General features: G+C 67.5%; 7 protein-coding genes. 4 read left to right on the top strand and 3 right to left on the bottom strand.

Annotated elements, in window-relative coordinates:
- The first annotated feature begins 98 nt into the window (after positions 1 to 98).
- Complete coding sequence (locus tag ACOGXA_RS13810) at positions 99 to 15983, top strand: Calx-beta domain-containing protein (RefSeq protein ID WP_419924442.1); 15885 nt, start codon at positions 99 to 101, stop codon at positions 15981 to 15983.
- Between the two features lie 79 nt (positions 15984 to 16062).
- On the opposite strand, the gene ACOGXA_RS13805 is transcribed toward ACOGXA_RS13810, so the two are convergent.
- Both ACOGXA_RS13805 and ACOGXA_RS13800 read right to left on the bottom strand, forming a co-directional pair.
- Positions 16063 to 17046: a Fic family protein gene (locus ACOGXA_RS13805; RefSeq protein ID WP_419924441.1), complete on the bottom strand. Its 984-nt coding sequence runs from the start codon at positions 17044 to 17046 to the stop codon at positions 16063 to 16065.
- Positions 17047 to 17207: 161 nt separating this feature from the next.
- Positions 17208 to 17561 (bottom strand): hypothetical protein, encoded by a 354-nt coding sequence (locus tag ACOGXA_RS13800; protein ID WP_419924440.1) that lies wholly within the window; start codon positions 17559 to 17561, stop codon positions 17208 to 17210.
- On the opposite strand from ACOGXA_RS13800, the gene ACOGXA_RS13795 reads away from it, so the two are divergent.
- Both ACOGXA_RS13795 and ACOGXA_RS13790 read left to right on the top strand, forming a co-directional pair.
- The gene (locus ACOGXA_RS13795) at positions 17551 to 18546 is read left to right on the top strand and encodes a hypothetical protein (protein ID WP_419924439.1); all 996 of its coding nucleotides are present in this window, start codon (positions 17551 to 17553) and stop codon (positions 18544 to 18546) included. The two genes, ACOGXA_RS13800 and ACOGXA_RS13795, sit on opposite strands and share 11 nt — an antisense overlap.
- Positions 18547 to 19058: 512 nt before the next feature.
- The gene (locus ACOGXA_RS13790; RefSeq protein WP_419924438.1) at positions 19059 to 19250 is read left to right on the top strand and encodes a hypothetical protein; all 192 of its coding nucleotides are present in this window, start codon (positions 19059 to 19061) and stop codon (positions 19248 to 19250) included.
- A 125-nt stretch (positions 19251 to 19375) separates the two neighbouring features.
- Here ACOGXA_RS13790 and ACOGXA_RS13785 read toward each other — a convergent pair whose 3' ends face one another.
- Positions 19376 to 20164, bottom strand: coding sequence for a Gmad2 immunoglobulin-like domain-containing protein (locus ACOGXA_RS13785; RefSeq protein WP_419924437.1), 789 nt, complete (start codon positions 20162 to 20164; stop codon positions 19376 to 19378).
- Positions 20165 to 20189: 25 nt separating this feature from the next.
- Here ACOGXA_RS13785 and ACOGXA_RS13780 point away from each other — a divergent pair, with 25 nt between their 5' ends.
- Entirely contained in the window at positions 20190 to 21305 is a 1116-nt protein-coding gene (locus tag ACOGXA_RS13780) for an amidohydrolase family protein (RefSeq protein ID WP_419924436.1), read from the top strand.
- The last annotated feature ends 10 nt before the right edge of the window (positions 21306 to 21315 follow it).

Below are 21315 nucleotides of genomic sequence, written 5' to 3'. Positions count from 1 at the left end.
AACCCCCCCCCCCCCCCCCCCGATAGCACGGAGTGTTCGGGATGACGAGGGGTTTGCTCTTGCGTTGTCGGGGTCTGGCGCCCCGGGGTTTGTTGTTGGTGCGGTTGGTTGTGGTGGTGGGTCTGGTCGGGTCGTTGTTGGTTGGGGTGTCGGGTGCGGCTGAGGCGCAGGTGGTGTCGGCGCCGACGCTGTTGCGTGATGAGATCGAGGAGGGCGAGACCCGCCATTTTCTGATTGCAGGCGTTCCGCGGGGTTATTCGCGCTATTTCGTGCAGTTCAAGCCGCTGGACGGCTATACGGCGACCGCGGACGATGTGAAGTTCCAGGCGCGTACGGATTATTTCGTGTCGCCGGGGCAGTCGGGTCGGGTGGGGCCGGTGTTCGGGCGCAACGGGGGCTCGGGGACGGTGAGGTTCAGGGTGGAGGCGGTGGATGACGGGGTGGTGGATCCTGATGAGACGTTCGGGTTGCGGTTGTGCTCGGCGTTCAATTGCAGTTCGGGTGCGGTGTTGGGGGATTGGACGGTGACGATCCGCGAGCGGGCGGCGGACGCGACTTTGTCGGGGACGGGTGTGTCGGTGTTGGTGTCGGGGGGTTCGACTTCGATGTTGGAGCGGTCGGTGAGCGGCGACGGCCTCGACACCCGCGACAGTGTGACGATCACGGTGGCGTCGGCGCCGTCTTCTGACATCGTGGTTGTGGGCGAGGTGGCCCAGCGGGCGCCGGTGGCGGTGGCGGGGGGCGGCACGGGCATGTTCCCGGTGGCGTGGGTGGCGAGCGAGGGGGCGGTGTTCACCACCGGCGACACGTATCCGGCGTCGGTGGAGTTGGAGATCTCGGCGCGCGACAACACAGTGGACACGGCGGGCGGGTCGTTGTCGGGGACGGTGACCTGGACGGTGTTGGAGTACAACGCTGCGTTCATCGACAAGGCCGCGGGTTCGCCGACGACGCCGTACACGGGCATTTCGGTGCCCGATGTGGCGTTCACGGTCACCGACGACGACCCGACGTCGGTGGAGGTGCTGGCGCTGGCGACGCCTGATGCGTCGGCGACGGAGGGGGATTCGTCGGACACGGCGGGGTTCAGGCTCAGGCTGGGGCGGGCGTTGGTGGCCGGGGAGTCGTTGACGGTGCCGGTGCAGCCGATCGGCGGCGTGCTGGGCGCCGATTTCTCTTTGGCGCTGTCGGGTTCGCCGCAGGGGGTGTCGTATGCGGCGGCGGCCAGCGGGTTCGGCGAGGTGACGTTCACAGGGCCCTCCGCGCGGGAGGCGGCTTTGGTTGTGGGCGCTCTGGCCGATGCCGACGAGGTGAGCGAGTCGGTGCTGTTCTTGGTGGCTCACCGGTCGAACGAGGCGGGGCCCAGGTTCCTGCGGGCCGGCGATCTGGCCGGGGGGGCGTGCTCGGGGATTCGGTGCCCGCACCACGACACGCTCGCAGCGGAGTATCGGGTGCGGTTGTGGGACACCAGCCCGGGGCTGCGCATCGCCGCAACAGACGGGGCCGAGGTGGCCGAGAACGGCGGCGAGCTCAGCTATGAGGTGAGTCTGGCGGCGGCGCCGGAGGCCGGGGAGACGGTGACCGTGGCGGTGTCGAGCGGCAACACCTCCGCGCTGACGGTTACCGCCGGGGCGTCGTTGAGCTTCACCGCCGCGGACTGGTCGACCCCCCAGCAGATCACGGTGCAAGGCGTCAACGACACAACCGACACCGCAAACCGCCAAGTGACGGTGGCCCACGCGGTGTCCAACAACGGGGGCACGTCGTATAGCACCGCGTCGGACCGCGATGTGGTGGTGAGGGTCGTCGACGACGACGCGACCACCATCACGCTGTCAGGCGGCGGGACGCTGGAGGAGGCGCCGTTGGGCACGGGGTGGATCCCGGCGCCGTCTGAGGTGATGGTGGAGGGCGACGCGTCGCGCGCTGATGTGTTGATGGTCTCTTTGGGCCGCGAGCTCGTCGCGGGCGAGTTCGTGCGGGTGCCTTTGGTGGTGGAGGCGCTGGAGAACGGGTCGCGGGTGGCCCAGCTTTCGGGCCGCGAGCCGCGCACGTCGGCGAACGTGGCGTGGCCGCCGCGGTTCAACGATGTGACGATGGCGGCGTCGGGTGTCGGCGTGTCGTTCGAGCATGTGGATGCGCGCACCCCGCCGGGCACCGGCTATCGGGTGGTCACCTTCGCCGGCGCCGGCGCTCAGACCGCGACGGTGCGCCTCGCGGCCCGCGGCGGGTTCGACGACGGTGAGACCGCCGACGACGACTTGTTGTTCAGCATCTACCCGCTGAACCTCGAATCGGACCCCCATGAGGCGCTTTTGGCCCAGTTGGCGGGCGGGGACACCTCGAATCTGGGCGGCGGGCTCATGGAGTGGCAGCCGCGCGCGGTCGGGGCGGCGTACCGGATGTTCCGCATCACAGACGACGACGACCCGGTCGTGGGCGCCGATTGGCCGCTTTTGCCGGACGGGGTGGGGCCGGGCGACAAGTTCCGCCTCATCTACGTGACCTCCGCCACCACCGCGGCCGACCGCCCGGACGCGGCGTTCTACGACCAGTTCGCGCGCGACGAGATCACCGGCAACACGCTGCGCCACGGCGGCGTGGCGGCGCTGGCGCCGTACGCCGCGGAGTTCAAAGCGGTCATCAGCGCCAAAGGCGCCGGCGAGACCGTGCCCCTCGACGGCGCGGCGGGCCATGCCCGGTTCGGCGCGGCGGTCACCTCGTCGTCGTCGGACTACAACGACGTGAACGCCGCGGTGTACTGGGTTAACGGGGCGAAAGTGGCCGACACCACCGTCGGGTCGGGTTCCGATTTCACTGACGGCACCTGGGACGACGAGACCAACCCCAAATACGCCGACGGCAGAGCCGCCACCGCCAGCACAACCGGCTACTGGACCGGCAGCGCCCAAAACGGGACTGCCCCCCCGCCATGCTCGGCCGCAGGCCGCCCAAACCGGCTCGTCGCCGGCGAGGAATGGGTCGCCGTCGGGAAGCTCAACGACAGCTCATCCGCACCGCTGGGCTCAGCCACCACCGCCGGCACGACGCTGACCGACCCGGCCTGCACCGGCGAGCGCGGCGCCTTGCCTGACGGGTCCACCGAGACGCAGCCGCTGAAGCCGCTGTACGCGCTGTCCACCGCGTTCACCGTCGAGGCAGGCGTAACCGTGGAGCCCGCGTCGGCCCAAGAAGGCCAGAACATCAACTTCACCGTGAGGCTGCCCGCCGACGCCGCCTCCGCGGTGACTGTGCCCTACACCCTCTCCGACGGGCGGGGCGTGTCACCTGACCCGGCATACAGCGTCGCCACCGGCTCAGCCGACGGAACCTCAGCGGACTACAACAACACCTCCGGCACCATCACCATCGCAACCGGTGACCGCACCGGCACCATCACTGTGGCCACCACCCAAGACGACGTCTACGAGGGCGACCACTATCTGACGGTCACGCTGCGAACTCCCACCGGCACCGACGCGCCTGCCCTCAGTGCCTCCCGCGCATCCGCCGTCGGCACCATCACCGACGGCGCCGACGTACCCTCCATAGGCGCCCTCGGCCAATCCGCCGTCATAGTGGACGAAAACGTCGGCACCCACACGGTCACGCTGCGCAAAACCGGAGCCACCCTCGTGCCGGCCTCGGTCACCTGGTACACCATATCCGGCACCGCCATCGCCGGCGAGGACTTCGTCGGCGCCGAGCAGACTGTCACCTTCGGGCCCTCCGAGACCGACAAAACAGTCACCGTCACCATCATCGACGACGAAATCCCCGAACTGACCGAGAACCTCCAAGTCGCCCGGTTCACCAACTTCGTCGACGCCAAGCTCGCCTCCGGCGTCTCAGGCGTCGTGTCCGTCCAAGTCCTCAGCATCAGGCCGAACGACCCGCCGACCGTGTCCATCGCCGCCGCCAACCCCTCCGAGTTGGAAGGCGACTCCGCCGAGTTCACGGTCACCGCCAGCGCCGCTCCCGCCTACGACATGCTGGTCTCGGTCCAGGTGGCAGAGACCGGCGGCGGCGACCACGTCGCAGCAGCCGACGAAACCACCCACACCGTCACTATCGAGCAGGGCGAGATGTCTGCCGAGTTCTTCGTCGACACCCAGAACGACGATGTCCAGGAGCCTGACACCCAGCTCGCCGTCACCGTCCAGCCCGCCTCCGCCGCGCAATACACCCTCCACAGCACCCACACCGCCACCATCACAATCCAAGACAACGACGAACCGGCGTCTGTGACGGTGGCGTTGTCGGCGCCGGCCGGTGATGTGGTCGAGAACGGCGGCACCAAGGATGTGACGGTCACGTTGGGCCGGGCGCCAACCGGCACTGAGACGGTGACGGTGCCGCTCACGGTGGCCGGCGCGACGGTCACCGGCGATTTCACGCTCGGGCTGCACCCGCCGAGCCAGACGGGCGTGACGCTGATGACCGCTGGTTCGCACAGCGCGCAGAATCCGGCCGTGAGCTTCGCCGCGGGCGCGTCCTCTGCGGTGCTGCGCTTTACTGCGGTCACCAACACCGACCGCACCCAGCCCGCGATATCGGTGGCTTACGGCACCTCCAGCCGCGCCCCCGCAGCCGGCGGAGGCGCGGTGCTCGGCGCACTGTCGGGCAGCCCCATCACGTTCGTGATCACCGACGACGAGACCGGCACGCTCGAAGTGCCGTCCGACTGGGCCCTCAAACCGACAGGTTTGGCCGCGGGCGCGTCGTTCCGCCTGATGTTCGTCACCTCGGCCACCCGAACGGCCGCCCCGACCGACATCGAGGTGTACAACGACTGGGTGCAGGAGCTGGTGGCCCGCCGCAGCCCGGCCGCCTTCAAACCCTATGGCGGGTTGGTGAAGATCATCGGCAGCACGGCCACGGTCGATGCCCGCGACAACACCGACTCCAACGTGAACTCCGACGGCGCCGGCGAGCCGATCTACTGGCTCGACGCCGCAGGCGCGGGCGCGAAGCTCGCCGACGACTACGCCGGCTTCTATGGCGGTTCTTGGAGCAACGTCGGAACCGCCAATATCCGCTCGGAGAATGGAACGCTTGAAACCCGCAACAATGACGGCTACTTGACGGGAAGCAGGGACGAGGGGACTGCCTACCCAAATTCGCCACTGGGGGGCAGCGCCAGTATCAGAATCAGCCGACTGCACGGCAACCTAGGGCTTGATAATGGTAGGAGCACTTCCCCCACCAATTCGCGCCCGTTCTATGCGCTGTCGCCGGTGTTCCAGGTCGCACAGCAGGCGACTCGTGCGGTGGAGTTGCGCGATTCCTCTGATGCGCTTCTCGGGCACACGACGATTCTGAACAAGGGTGAGACGCTTTCGTTCAAGGTGGCGTTGGTGTCGGGTACTGGTCCTGTGACGGTGACGTTGGATTATACGGGCGGCGGCACCGCTGTGAGGAACACGCATTTCACGGGGCCGCTGACGGTGACGATTCCGGCGGGCCAGTCGGAGGCGGATGTGGCGATCGTGACGCTGTCTTCGGCCCCGCCGAGCGACAACAAAGTCCTAGCGATAACGCCGTCGGTGCCTGCCGGGTTCACGGTGCGGCCGGCTCGCCACGATGTCATCATCCGCGATCTGTCGGTGAAGGTGATGCTGGAGCGTGACGACGACGCAGCCGATGAGGCTTCGGTGCTGGAGGCGGCCACGGCTGCTGAAAAATACCGTGAGGCGGTGTTCGAGGTGAAACTCAGTCGTGCGCTGAAGATGGGCGAGCGGGTGGACGCTCCGTTGGTGGTGTCGGGGTCGGGGGTGTCGACGTCTGACTACACGCTGTCGCTGGCGTCCGGGGACGGTGTGAACACCGGGGTGAGCTTGGAGGACGGGGGCACGCTGACGCCGACGGTGATCTTCCAAGGTGTGGGGGCGCGTACGGCGACGTTGGTGTTGACGGCTGTGGCTGACGGGGTCGACGAGGTTGCGGAGACGGCGACCGTCGCGTTGGGCAATCGCGCCGCGTTCGAGGCCGACACTGACACCAATGTGGACGCCGGGGCGGCGCCGGTTCTAGCAACCTCGTCGGCGTCGGTGGGGATAGTGTCCTCTGAGGACACGCCGGTGTTGTCGGTGGCGGCAGAGTCGGCGTCGGTTGTGGTCGGCGACGCGGCGGTGTTCGTGGTGTCGGCGAGCCCGATGCCGGCCGCTGATCTGGCAGTGGTGTTGGGGGTGGCCGAGACCGGGGGCCATGTCCAGTCACGAAGAACGGGCGACAAGACGGTGACGATCTCAGGGGGCAGCGGCACAGCCCGCCACAGTGTGGGCACTCTGGTTGCGACGAACCTCGCGCAGGGGTCGGTGTCGGCGACGGTCCAGCCGGGCGCGTATGCGATCGGGTCGCCGAATACGGCGTCGGTGGCGTTGACGCCGGAGATCGACGCGACGATCAGCAAGGCGGCAGCGGTCACAGTCGGCGAGGCGTCGGGCCATCAGGACGTCGAGATTGCCTTGGGGCGTGCGCTGGCGAGCAACGAGACGATCACGGTGTCGCTGTCGGTGACCGGCGCGGTTGCCGGCGAAGACTTCACGCTCGCGTTGCAGCCGCTCACCCAGACGGGGGTGACGCTGCTGACTTCGGGTATGCACAGCGTCCAGAACCCGGCGGTGAGGTTCGCGGCGGGCGCGCGAACTGCGACGGTCCGGTTCAGCCCGGTCGATAACGATGTGCGCTCGCAGCCGTATGTGACGATCACCGTGACGGACGGGGTCGCGTCGGGTGGGGTGGCGTTCGGCGAGGCACACGGCGGTGCGGTGCGGTTCGTGGTCGTCGACGACGAGGCCGGCGACGTGGTTGTGCCCGCTGATTGGCCGCTGGCGCCGAGCGGGCTGAGCGGTGGCGACTCGTTCCGGCTGTTGTTCGTCACGTCGCAGACCCGTAACGCGGCCTCGGCCACTATCGGCGAGTACGACTTGTTCGCCCAGGCGCTGGTGTCGGCCGGCCACACCGCGGTAGTACCTTACGCAGGCCTGTTCAAGGTGGTGGGCAGCACCCCGACGGTCGACGCCCGCGACCACACGGCCACCACATTCACCCCCGCCGACAAGGGCGACCCGGTGTATTGGCTCGCCCCCACGGCCAACACCGCCAAGGCAGCCGACGACTACGAAGACTTCTACGACGGCGGGTGGGCCAACGAGAACGCCCCTCGCGACGAGTCCAGCGCCGCGGCCACCATCAGCACCGGCGGCTATTTCACCGGCAGCGATACCGACGGCACTGCCGCCAGCGGCGCCGAACTCGGCGCCGCCGGCGCAGCGAACGCCGGAGTCCGAATCGGCAAGCTCAACGACAGCGGTGCCGGTGTCGGCCCGCTCAGCGCCGCAACCCAGACCGTCGCCAAGAATTCCGCGCGGCCCCTCTATGCCCTGTCGCCGGTGTTCACCGTCTCGCCGGGGCCGGAGATCTCCATCGCCGCGGGCACGTCGCCGGTGACCGAGGGCACACCGGCGTCGTTCACGGTGATGGCCGACTCTGCGCCGGGGGCGAATCTGACGATCAACCTGAGCGTGGCTGAGACCAGTACCGGCGGCGGCGATTTCGTGGCCACCGGTGATGAGGGTTCGGGCAAGTCGGTGACAATTCTGGCGGGCCAGACCACCGCGACGTTCACGGTGGCGACCACCCAGGACACGGTTGATGAGCCTGATGGTGGTGTGTCGGTGACAGTCGAGGCCGGCTCGGGCTACACGCTGAGCGCTTCGGACTCGTCGGATTCGGTTGTGGTGTCGGACAACGATTCGTTCTCGTTGACTCTGTCGCGCGATGCCGGAGCGAGCATCGACGAGGGCGCATCTACGGGCTACACCCTCACGTTTAGCCGGGCGTTGGGGGCCGGCCAGAGCGTGACCAAGATGTTGACGACGGGTGGCACGGCCACCTGGTGGAACGACTATCGGCTGGTGTGCCCCGACCCGGCGCCCAGCGGTGTGGTGTGCTCGATGACCCAGGGCGCTCGGCTGGTGCAGTTCTCTTCGAGTTTCGCGGGCACGTCGCTGGCGTTGACGTTGACGGCGCAACATGACGCGGATGCTGATGACGCCGAGACGGTGGATCTGGGTTTGTCGGCAGCGGGGTATGGGGGCACCTACGCCGACGGAACGCCCCGAGACATTGACAATGCGGGGTCTCTGACCATCAACGACGCGGTGGGCGTGACCCTGTCGGCGCCGTTAGGTGATGTTGCGGAGGCTTCGGGCACCAAGGATGTGACCGTCACGTTGAGCCGGGCGTTGTCGGGCTCAGAGGTGGTGATCGTGCCGTTGTCGGTTTCGGGGGCGACGGTGACCGACGACTTCACGTTCGGTTTGCAGCCGGCGACCCAGACGGGGGTGACGCTGGTGACCGCGGGTTCGCACAGCGCGCAGAACCCAGCGGTGCGCTTGGCAGCGGGCGCGTCGTCGGCGGTGCTGCGGTTCACCGCGGTCGCGAACTCGGTACGGACCCAGCCGTATGTGACGATCGCCTATGGGAGCGCTGGGCGTGTGCCTACTGGGACTGGTGTGACGCTAGGCGAGCCGGCGGGCGGGCCGGTGTCGTTCGTGATCACCGATGACGAGACCGGCGACATCGTGGTGCCGGGCGATTGGCCGTTGTTGCCGATGGCAGTGAGTGCGGGCGGGGATTTCCGGGTGCTGTTCGCCACGTCGGGAACACGCGACGCGACATCGGCCGATATCGGCGATTACGACGATTTCGTGCGGTCGCATGCGGCGATGGGCCACGCCGACGTGGTGCCCTATGCCGGGTTCTTCCGGGTGCTGGCTAGCACCGCGGCCGTTGACGCCCGCGACCACAACGACGCGAATCCGTTTTCCGACGGGCCAGGGGAGCCGACCTACTGGTTGCGGCCGACCACCTCGACGGTGCATCAGGTGGGCGGCAACTACACGAATTTGCTTGATGGTGCTTGGGAGAACGAGGGCGGGGTGACCGACGAGTCGGGTGCGGCGGCGACGGTGAACGCGGTGGGGTATTGGACGGGCACCTTCGACGACGGAACCGGGTTCACCGGCCGCGAGCTGGGCGCAGGGTCGGGTTCGTCCACGGTCGGCATCGGCAAACTCGACTCGGGCACTGCCGGCGAGAACCCGTTCCGGGGCGGCATTCTGGCGCGCACCACCGAGTTGCCGTTCTACGCGCTGTCGCCGACGTTCACAGCGGGCGCGGCTGTTGTGGCTGCGGGGGTGTCGATTTCTGAGACGAGCGGTTCGACGTCGGTGACCGAGGCGGCGGGGGGCCGCACTGATACTTACACGGTGGTGTTGGATTCGGCGCCGACTCATGCGGTGATGGTGACGGCCACGTCTGCGACGCCGGCGGCGGCGACGGTGAGCATAGGGGGCGGCACGCCGGGCTCGTCGGCGACGTTGACGTTCTCCACGTCGAACTGGAACATGGCGCAGACGGTGACGGTACACGGGGTGGACGACTCCGCGGATCAGGGGGCGTCGCGCATGGTGGTGATCTCCCATGCGGCGACTTCGACTGACACCGACTATGTGATCGCGGATGCGGGGTCGGTGACTGTGACGGTGGTGGATGACGACGCGACGGTGGTGTCGTTGGGGGTGAGCTCGTCGTCGGTGGCCGAGGGCGCGTCGGTGTCGGTGTCGGTGTCGTTGTCGTCGGCGGCGCCGACGGGGGGCGTGTCGGTGCCGGTGCGGCGCCGCGCTGCGGGCTCTACGGCTGAGGCCGCGGATTACACGCTGGCCGCGTCGGTGTCGGTGACGGCGGGGACGTCGTCGGGTTCGGCGACGCTTATGGCGGTGAACGACAGTATTGATGAGGGCGCGTCGGAGACGCTGGTGATCGAGTTGGGCGCTCTGCCGTCGGGCTATGCGGAGGGCACCACGTCGCACCAGACGATCACCATCACCGACAACGACTCCGCCGGGGTGACGATCTCAGAATCGAGCGGCTCGACGTCGGTGACCGAAGCTTCGGGCGGGCCGAACTCCGACACCTACACAGTGGTTTTGGACACCCAGCCAACCCATGAGGTGACGGTGACGGTGACCGCGGGGGCCGGGGTGCTGGTGGACGGCCCCGACCCGGGCTCGACGGGCACCCGGGTGGAGACGCTGACGTTCTCGACGTCGAATTGGAACAGTGCGCAGACGGTGACGGTGTACGGAGACGATGACAACATCGACCAGGCCGCCACCCGCACGGTGACGATCACCCACGCGGCGTCGTCCACCGACACCAACTACGGCAGCTCGCAGAACATTGCAGACGTGGACGTGACCGTGACCGACAACGACTCCGCCGGGGTGTCGATCTCAGAATCGAGCGGTTCGACGTCGGTGACCGAAGCTTCGGGCGGGCCGAACACTGATACGTACACGGTGGTGTTGGACACCCAGCCGACCCATTCGGTGATGGTGACGGCCACGTCGGGCACGCCAGCGGCGGCGACGGTGAGCACAGGGGGCGGGTCTGCGGGGGCGTCGGTGACGTTGACGTTCTCGACGTCGAATTGGAACAGCGCCCAGACGGTGACGGTACACGGCGTGGACGACAGCGACGATCAGGGGGCGTCGCGGATGGTGGCGATCTCCCACGCGGCGACGTCGACTGACACCAACTATGTGATCGCCGATGCGGGGTCGGTGGACGTGACGGTGGTCGATGACGACGATCCGGCGCCAAGCGATGTGGCGGTGTCGCTGGGGGTGAGCGCCACGTCGGTGGCCGAGGGGGCGTCGATTATGGTGTCGGTGACGTTGGCATCGCCGGCGCCGGTCGGGGGTGTGGTGATACCGGTGCAGCGCCGCGCTACGGGCTCTACGGCTGGGACGGGCGATTACACGCTGGCCGCGTCGGTGTCGGTGGCGGCGACGATGTCGTCGGGTTCGGCGACGCTGGCCGCGACCGACGACGACATCGACGAGGGCGCCTCGGAGACGCTGATTATCGAGCTGGGCGCTCTGCCTACGGGCTATGCGGAGGGCACCACGGCGCACCAGACGATCACCATCACCGACAACGACTCGGCGGGGGTGACGATCACAGAGACGAGCGGTTCGACGTCGGTGACCGAAGCTTCGGGCGGGCCGAACACTGATACTTACACGGTGGTGTTGGATTCGCAGCCCACGCATTCGGTGATGGTGACGGCCACGTCGGGCACGCCGGCGGCGGCGACGGTGAGCACAGGGGGCGGGTCTGCGGGGGCGTCGGTGACGTTGACGTTCTCGACGTCGAACTGGGACATGGCGCAGACGGTGACGGTACACGGCGTGGACGACAGCGACGATCAGGGGGCGTCGCGGATGGTGGTGATCTCCCATGCGGCGACGTCGACTGACACCAACTATGTGATCGCCGATGCGGGGTCGGTGGACGTGACGGTGGTCGATGACGACGATCCGGCGCCAAGCGATGTGGCGGTGTCGCTGGGGGTGAGCGCCACGTCGGTGGCCGAGGGGGCGTCGATTATGGTGTCGGTGACGTTGGCATCGCCGGCGCCGGTCGGGGGTGTGGTGATACCGGTGCAGCGCCGCGCTACGGGCTCTACGGCTGGGACGGGCGATTACACGCTGGCCGCGTCGGTGTCGGTGGCGGCGACGATGTCGTCGGGTTCGGCGACGCTTATGGCGGTGAACGACAGCATCGACGAGGGCGCGTCTGAGACGCTGATTATTGAGCTGGGAGCCCTGCCGCCGGGCTATGCGGAGGGCACCACGGCGCACCAGACGATCACCATCACCGACAACGACTCCGCCGGGGTGTCGATCTCAGAATCGAGCGGCTCGACGTCGGTGACCGAAGCTTCGGGCGGGCCGAACTCCGACACCTACACAGTGGTTTTGGACACCCAGCCAACCCATGAGGTGACGGTGACGGTGACCGCGGGGGCCGGGGTGCTGGTGGACGGCCCCGACCCGGGCTCGACGGGCACCCGGGTGGAGACGCTGACGTTCTCGACGTCGAATTGGAACAGTGCCCAGACGGTGACGGTGTACGGAGACGACGACAGCATCGACCAGGCCGCCACCCGCACGGTGACGATCACCCACGCGGCGTCGTCCACCGACACCAACTACGGCAGCTCGCAGAACATTGCAGACGTGGACGTGACCGTGACCGACAACGACTCCGCCGGGGTGACGATCACAGAGACGAGCGGTTCGACGTCGGTGACCGAAGCTTCGGGCGGGCCGAACACTGATACGTACACGGTGGTGTTGGACACCCAGCCGACTCATGCGGTGATGGTGACGGCCACGTCTGCGACGCCGGCGGCGGCGACGGTGAGCACAGGGGGCGGCACGGCCGGCGCGTCGGTGACGTTGACGTTCTCGACGTCGAATTGGAACAGCGCCCAGACGGTGACGGTACACGGGGTGGACGACTCGGCGGATCAGGGGGCGTCGCGGATGGTGGCGATCTCCCACGCGGCGACGTCGACCGACACCAACTATGTGATCGCCGATGCGGGGTCGGTGGACGTGACGGTGGTCGATGACGACGCGACGGTGGTGACGTTGGGGGTGAGCTCGTCGTCGGTGGCCGAGGGCGCGTCGGTGTCGGTGTCGGTGTCTTTGTCGTCGGCGGCGCCGACGGGGGGCGTGTCAGTGCCGGTGCAGCGCCGGACTACGGGCTCTACGGCTGGGACGGGCGATTACACGCTGGCCGCGTCGGTGGCGGTGGCGGCGGGTACGTCGTCGGGTTCGGCGACGCTTATGGCGGTGAACGACAGCATCGACGAGGGAGTCTCAGAGACGCTGGTCATCGAGCTGGGAACCCTGCCTACGGGCTATGTGGCGGGCACCACGGCACACCAGACGATCACCATCACCGACAACGACTCCGCGGGGGTGACGATCACGCAGTCGGGCGGTTCGACGGCGGTGACCGAGGCGGCGGGGGGCCGCACCGATACCTACACGGTGGTGTTGGACTCGCAGCCGACTCATGCGGTGATGGTGACGGTGACGTCGGGCACGCCGGCGGCGGCGAGGGTACACGGGCCGGGCGGCACGCCGGGCGCGTCGGCCACTTTGACATTCTCGACATCGAACTGGAGCACCGCGCAGACGGTGACGGTGACCGGTGTGGACGACAGCATCGACCAGGGGGCGTCGCGGATGGTGACGATCACCCACGCCGCGTCTTCGACCGACACCGACTACACCATCGCCGACGCCGGTTCGGTGACGGTGACGGTGACCGACAACGACTCCGTGGGTGTGACGATCACGCAGTCGAGCGGTTCGACGGCGGTGACTGAGGCGGCAGGGGGCCGCACTGATACCTATTCGGTGGTGTTGGATTCGCAGCCGACGCATCCGGTGATGGTGACGGTCACGTCGGGCACGCCTGCGGCGGCGAGGGTACACGGGCCGGGCGGCACGCCGGGCGCGTCGGCCACTTTGACGTTCTCGACGTCGAACTGGAGCACCGCGCAGACGGTGACGGTGACCGGTGTGGACGACAGCATCGATCAAGGGGCGTCGCGGATGGTGGTGATCTCCCATGCGGCGTCTTCGACCGACACGGATTACGCGATCGCCGATGCGGGTTCGGTGTCGGTGACGGTGACCGACAACGACTCCGCCGGGGTCACGATCACGCAGTCGGGCGGTTCGACGGCGGTGACCGAGGCGGCAGGGGGCACTAATACCGATACCTATACCGTGGTGTTGGATTCGCAGCCGACGCATCCGGTGATGGTGACGGCCACGTCGGACACGCCTGGAGCGGCGACGGTGAGCGCTCCGGGCGGCGCGGCGGGCGCGTCGGCCACTTTGACGTTCTCGACGTCGAACTGGAACAGTGCGCAGACGGTGACGGTGTTCGGTGTGGACGACGCCGTAGATCAGGTTGTGCCGCGGTCGGTGGTGATCTCCCATGCGGCTACGTCGACCGACACGGACTACACCATCGCCGACGCCGGGTCGGTGGTGGTGACAGTGGCTGATGACGACTCGACGGTGGTGTCGTTGGGGGTGAGCTCGTCGTCGGTGGCCGAGGGCGCGTCGGTGACGCTGTCGGTGTTTTTGTCGGCGGCGGCGCCTCCGGGTGGGGCGGTGGTGCCGGTGCAGCGCCGGGCGTTGGGCTCGACGGCGGTGGCGGCGGATTACTCGCTGGCCGCGTCGGTGTCGGTGGCTGCTGGGGCGGTGTCGGGGTCGGCGACGCTGGCGGCGACCGACGACAGCATCGACGAGGGCGCCTCTGAGACGCTGATTATCGAGTTGGGGGCCTTGCCCGCGGGGTTTGTGGCCGGTGTTCCGGCGTCTGTGGCGGTGACGATTGTCGATGACGACGATCCCCCGGTGGTGGTGCCGGGCGGTGCGGTGCCGATGGTGGGTGTGGCCGGGGGGCCTTGGGTGGAAGAGGGCGAGGCGGCGGTGTTCACGCTGACGGCGTCGCCTTTGCCGACGGCGCCGGTGGTGGTGACTGTCAACGTGGTGGAGCAGGGCAGTTACCTGCTTGGGGCCCAGGGGCCGCACAAGGTTACGGTGGGGGTGTCGGGCACGGCGACGCTGAGCGTGGACACGGTCGATGACAGCGTGGACGAGGGGGACGGGACGATTCGGGCGGTTGTGGTGGACGGTCCGGGTTATGAGGCGGACTCCGACGCGTCGCAGGCGTTGGTGGTGGTGAGCGACAACGACGACTTCCCGACGGTGGCGCCGATAAGCGTGGTGTTCGATGTTGTGGACTCGGCGTTGGTTGAGGGCGACAGCGCCGATTCGGGGTCGGTGGAGCTGAAGCTGAGCCGGTCGCTGGCGGCGGGTGAGACGCTGAATGTGGATCTGGACCGCACCAACGTGGACGCCGGGGTGTGGGCGTTCGCGCTGGCCGGGTCGCCTGCGGGGGTTTCCTACGACGCGTCGGCGGCGCGGTTGACGTTCGCGGGGCCCTCAGCGCCCAGGGCGGCGACGGTGACGGTGACCGCGGCGGCGGGATCGGTGGACGGCTCCGCCGGAGGGGCGCGGGCGGTGCCGTTCGCGGTGGCCTCGGTGTCGGGCGTGGTGGGCGCGCAGGGCCAGATAGGCGACGAGCACGCCCAGACGCTCCACATCACCGACAGCGCGGCCACCGGGCCGGTGCTGGACCTGTCGGCCCACGCCAACCAGGACCGGATCGTGGAGGGCGGCGTCCTCGCGTTTTCGTTCACGCTGTCTGAGAAGCGGACAGCGCCGACGGTGGTGCGCTTCGAGGTGGCCGGGTGGGGCCAGTATCCCACCCAGCCCGGCGACCTCGGCGACCCCTGGCCCGCCAAGTGGATCGCCGCCGACAGCCAGTGGGAGCTGGTGATCGCCGCGGGCAGCCTCTGGACGGGCGGGACACTGCGGGTTCTGGACGATCAGGTCCCCGACGGGGACAAGATGTTCGCGGTGCGCATTGCCAGCGTGTCCGCAGGAGTGCGCGTCGGCCGCGCCGAGCGCGTCATCATCGCCCGCGACACCCTCCCGAACCCCGAGATCGTGATGCGCTACCGGGCGGTGTTCGACAACGACGATCTCACCGCCGCCACGCACCCCGACTGCGCCGGCGACGACACCGCCACCACAGAGGCGGCCTACACAGTGCGGCTCAACAAGCAGCCCGAGCCCGGGCGCACCGTGTACATCGACATCTTCGACCGCGCCGACCTCACCCGCAAACAGATCAAGGCCATCACCGACGACCTCGGCCACAGCGCCTTCAACTTCAACGCCCCCCACAACGCCGCCACCGTCGACGACAACTGGACCAACAGCCTGCGCCTGTGGTTCTACAACGACGACTGGGACCAGCCCCAGACCGTCACCGTCGAAGTCGCCTGTGCCGCCGCCCAAGCCGCCTCCGCACAGATCTGGCACCGCACCCAAGCCCACCCCACCCCCCGCGACCCGCTCGTCTACCGCCAAATCCTCATCGAGCACCCCGAACACGGCTGGGTCAGAGCAGCCCAACAAATCCCCCCGCCCATCACCCACCAACCCGTCACCATCACCGCCACCAGCTAACGGCCCGATGGCGTGTCGCCCGAAACGGCTACCGGCTAGGAACCGTCCAGCAGCCTCACGGGGAGTTGGGCCCCCGACATCAGGGCGAGTCGAGGGGCGGGAGGTAGGTGTCGCCGACGGTGCGGCCGCCGTTGCCGTTGGGCCGGTTGAGTCTGCCTTCGAGCGAATGTCGGGCCAATCGGTTGGCGTCGTTGAGCGAAGCTAGGGCCAGGTATCCGATGTGGTCCGAGAACGCCTTGAGGTCGCCCTCGTCGGCTGCCTCGAGAGCGTCGATGTACGCGGGCTTCTGCACGGCGGCGATCACCGGCGGCGGCAGCGACCGCTTCAGGTACGCCCAGGCCATCAGCAGCCGCGACACCCGTCCGTTGCCGTCCTGGAAGGGATGGGTGCGCACGAAGCGATGGTGCAGCCACGCCGCTTCCACGTTCACCGGGTAGTTGCGCCCGGCGATGTCTTCGTAGAGCGCCAACAGCCTCTCCATCTCCGGCGGCACCTGCTCGGGCGGGCAGTACTCATGCACATGTCCGTCTTGGCGGCGCGGGTTGTTGGGCCTGATCTTCCATCGGCCCTTGGTCACGAACGGCACGGCCACATGCCGCCCCATCGGATCCAGGCCGGTGACGGTCTCTTGATGGCGGGTCAACAGCTGATGCCAGCTCTTGATCATCGACTCCGACAGTGCCCGGCCGCTGGCCACGTCGGTGAACACCATGCCCAAGGCGGCTTCCTGATCGGCGAGCAAGCCTCGGATCGTCGTGTCGTCGAGCGACTCGTAGGTGTGGGCCCCCACCACCCCGCCGAGCCCCTCGGCCACAAGTTGCTCGGTGACGCCGCGCCGCAGCGTGTACAGCCCCTCTATCTGCCCGGTCTCGATGGCGAACGCCCGGTTCCGCTCCCGCAGCCATCCCTGCACGAAGCGCTCCTTGGCCTCGTCTGTCTTCAGCCCGGCACGCAGCCGCGCCCACTCGGACTCCAGCTCAGCCTGGCCCGCGAGCGCCCAGCCTTCGGCGTCCTCAGGCATCCCCTCGATGGACACCCACCTCCAAGGTGTCTCATTGCGCATGACCCCAGCCTACGCGGCACGCACCAGCCCGACCCCGGGGTGAGGGCATTCATCTCCTGGAGGCCGAGCGAATGGCCGGCAAGGAAGGCAGGACTGTGCCATGACCGATTAGAGGCCGATCCAGGCTGAGGCTTTATATGCCAGGGTTTTGGATGTAGGTTCTACGGCGTGAGACGGCCGAGATCCGGGGCGGCGCCCGGGGGACGGGGGGCTCGCCGCCTAGTCCTACTGACGATCACGGCGTCAGCGGTCATCGCGAGCGCTTGCGGCGCGGAGTTGTCCTCTGGGTCGGTGGTTTCTTCGGAGCCGGTTGCGGCGGCTTCGGTGCCTTCGGGCGCGGAGTTGTCCTCTGGGTCGGTGGTTTCTTCGGAGCCGGTTGCGGCGGCTTCGGTGCCTTCGGGCGCGGAGTTGTCCTCTGGGTCGGTGGTTTCTTCGGAGCCGGTTGCGGCGGCTTCGGCGACTGCAGTGTCGTTTGCTCCGCAACCCCACGTGATGCTCAGCGTCGTGCTCGTCACCGAGGACTGGATGCCCTTCAGCCACACCGACGGGTGGGCAGCGATGGTTGAGGTGCGGGAGAGCGCGGCGCTCAGATTCTACGAGGCGGCGATTTGGGAGGAGACCGCTTCGGTGCATCTCTACGCTTTCACCAATGAATTCGACCCCTATTTCGCGCTCATGGAGCAGCCCTCCGATGCTGAGGCGATCGCCTACCGGGAGCAGCACGCGATCAGCGTGCACAACGGGATGCCCGAGGAGGAGTCGTCCGGGGCGCGCAGCGCCTTTCTGCGCGGCGTCTTCGAGGACTTCGCGTCCATCTTGGTGAAGCGACATCCCGAGGCGGAGCACCATCTGATGTACAGTGGCCACGGCGGCCCAACGGGAGGCCTGTTCGCACAACAACTCCAGCGCGATGACGCGGCCGCGTTCCTGTCGACATGGACGCGGCTGTTGGACAGGCCCCTAGGGGTCATCGACATGGGCGGGCCCTGCAACAAGGGCTCATACGAAGATCTTGCCAACTTCTGCAGATACACGCGCTACTACGTTGGCTCCGACCGTGCCAATGGCGGATACGAGTTGGATGACTGGACGTTCGAGAAGCATCGGGAGACGGAAGCGCCCATCCAGTACCACAGAATCCTCGCCGGGAACGCCTCGCTGGAGGACGCGCTCGTCGAACGTGTCGACCTGAGCCGGACGCGCTACGAGTACGCGCGAAACAACCAGACCGAGAATCGATGGGAGCAGTCCAGCTACCTCTACTCCTGTGATGGCTTCAAGGATTTCAGTTCCGCCTTCGAGGCCTACATCGCCGAGACAGTCTTTCCCGCTCCCGCGACCTACGACCTCAAGCGGCTGATGGTCGAGCAGAAGGTGCCGCCCAACCTGCTTGAACTTTTCGACGACATCTTCGTCCACTCCGTGGACAACCGCGACTTCTTCGAGTGGCGAGCCGTCGCCAACGGCCTGATCACGCCGGAGACGCGACTCCGGCACTGAGCGCGCCGGCCCGACTGCGGAGGCCGGCTCCGAGAGTAGGGTGCGTATATGGACAGCCTTAGCCTCAGGCTGTTCCTCATCAACGGCGGCTACCCGCTCATCTCCTACAGCGTCATCGGCATCCTGCTCAGAGTCTGGACATAGCCGCGGCTGCCTGCGGCCCGCCCAGGGGTGGCGGTATACAATCCGGCCACTAGAGGCGACGGGGAAGGATCGCTGCGCGGCCACTGACTAGTGACATCCAACCATGACATGATCTTGCTCTGCGCCGAGAGCCAGCAGCCGGTGATCTGGATTGACCCGAGAGGCCGCCAATTCAGCCGGGAAGCTCTTGTCTTGCTCGTGTTCAAGAACATCTCCGACTGGGAAGAAAGGCTCAATCAGGCCACTGGCCCAGTGTGCTTGGTCAATGCACTCCTGCACCGCCTTGGGGGCGTCCCATCAGGTGGTGGGGTTTTGGGGTAGCCGTGGTCGTCGAGACTGCCCGGCGAAATATCTCTCGGATGCGGTCGATGAACCTCCATGCATCTCCTCTCTTGGATGAGTGGGTGCGGATCTTGGAAGGGACAAACGACCAGATCGTTTCCCGAATGCTCGACCCCAGCGAACATGGCCGTGACCTCCGACAGGTCACGCCGTTTGCCGGTGTGCTCACTCCGGCACAACGCGCCGCCGTTTACGCATCATTCCGAGCAGCAGAATGAACCGCGAGGCGTTCGATCACGCAGTCCGAGCTGCTGGGGCCATCCTCGGCGAACGGGTCTGATCGAGCGTCTTTTTGGAGGCGGCTGAGACCTGCCCAATTCCAGGGGCTGTTGCATAAGGCGGGCTAAGACCCGTCGACCAGCCTCATGGGGAGCATGGTGAGGGCGGAGAGGCTGCCGTCTACGGCTGAGGTGGTGTAGCCGACGAGGATGGCCCAGTTGCCGGAGGCGGGGCGTTGGTCGAACAGCAACTGGGTCTCGAACGGCAGGTTTTCGCCGAGTGCTCCGCCTTGGGCCAATGCCAGGCCCAGCGGGCCGTTTTGGTCTTCGACCCGGAACACGATCGTGCCCTCGAAGCCCTGGCCCTCTCCTTCAATCACGGTGCCTCTGGCCAAGAGCTCGCCGAAGGCGGGAGAGTTGACCACGATGTCGTCCGACTGGGCGCTGATAACCACCCAGGCTGCCGAGCCATCGTCAAGTTGAATTTGCTGCATGTGGATGGTGGAGGCCACTCCGAACGTCGAGCCGTCTTCGGCGAGTCGTGGCAGCTCGGCCGTGGCAGTGGAGCCGCTTCGCAGGGCGGGCCGGGGTTCGGCGGTCCTCTCTCCAAGAGCCGCATGCCGGGCAAAAACCTCCGCCGCCTCATCGGCGGTTCGTGGCCACACCGTCGGCTCAGTGACCGGCCAGACCCGCAACTGCGGTATGGGTTCAGGAGTGGCCTCTGGTATCGCAGTAGCAGTGGGTTCAGGAGTGGCCTCTGGTATCGCAGTAGCAGTGGGTTCAGGAGTGGCCTCTGGTATCGCAGTAGCAGTGGGAGTCGGTGCCGGCACCACCTCAATGTCAGCGTCTTCGTTGCCGCAGCTCGTCGCCACCAGGACCACCGCCACCAGCCCGGCCGCTATTCGACGATTCACATGTGAATACTATCCTGGTTCGCCCATGCTGCCTGCCGATGTGAAACCCATCTCGGTCGACGATCACGTCATCGAGCCGCCCCACTTGTGGCAGAGCCGGTTGCCGGCGGCATATCGCGACCGGGCCCCCCGGGTGGTGGAGCTGGAGAACGGCACCGAGGCGTGGCTGTATGAGGATCAGGTGATCCAAACGGTGCGGGGCAACACCCGCACGCTGCCCGGTTTCGACGACGACCCCCTAGGCGTGGCCCGGTTCAGCGAGATGCGCCCCGGCTGCTACGACCCCTCAGCGCGCCTTGAAGACATGGACCTCGACGGCATCTGGGCGCAGGTCAACTTTCCCGACTTCTGCCGCTTCGCCGGCCACCGGTTCATGGTGAGCCACGACTTCGATCTGGCCGCACGGTGCGTGCGGGCCTACAACGACTTCATCTTGGAGGAGTGGTGCGCCACCGACCCCCAGCGGCTCATCCCCCTGATCGTGGTGCCGCTCTGGGACCCGGTGGCCGCCGCCGAAGAGGTGCGGCGCACCGCGGCGATGGGCGCTCGGGCGGTGGCCTTCTCGGAGAATCCCACCACTCTGGGGCTGCCGTCGGTGTACACCGACCACTGGGAGCCGCTTTGGGCCGTGGTGGCTGAGACCGGACTGGTGGTGTGTCTGCACATCGGATCGTCGTCCAAGCTCATCAAGTCGTCCGACGACGCCCCGCCGTGCACCGTGTTGCCCTATGTGGGGGCCAACTCCATGATCGCCTGCTCCGACTGGCTGTTCTCCGGCATCTTGGACCGCCATCGCGCCGTCAAGGTGGCCTTCTCCGAGGGCGGGGCCGGCTGGGCCCCCTACCTGCTGGAGCAGTCCAGCGAAGTCTTCGACAACTTCCGGGTGCAACTCCCCGCCGAGCGCCCCCCTCGGGAGACCTTCGCCGAGCACATGACCGTGTGCATGCTGCGCGACGACACCGCCATCGCCGCCCTAGACGTGATCGGCGAGGACAACATCACCTGGGAGTCCGACTACCCCCACGAGTCCACCCTGTTCCCCCACAGCATGGAATCGCTCGCCCACACCACTGCCCCCATGGCCGAGGACGTCGCCCGCAAGTTCGCCGAAACCAACGCCCGCCGCCTGTTCAAGATCTAGCCAACCCCGG

The organism is Candidatus Poriferisocius sp., from assembly GCF_965208475.1.
Taxonomy (GTDB): domain Bacteria; phylum Actinomycetota; class Acidimicrobiia; order Acidimicrobiales; family Bin134; genus Poriferisocius.
Note: the sequence above shows the minus strand (reverse complement) of the source record. Positions and strands in the feature narration are given on the sequence as shown.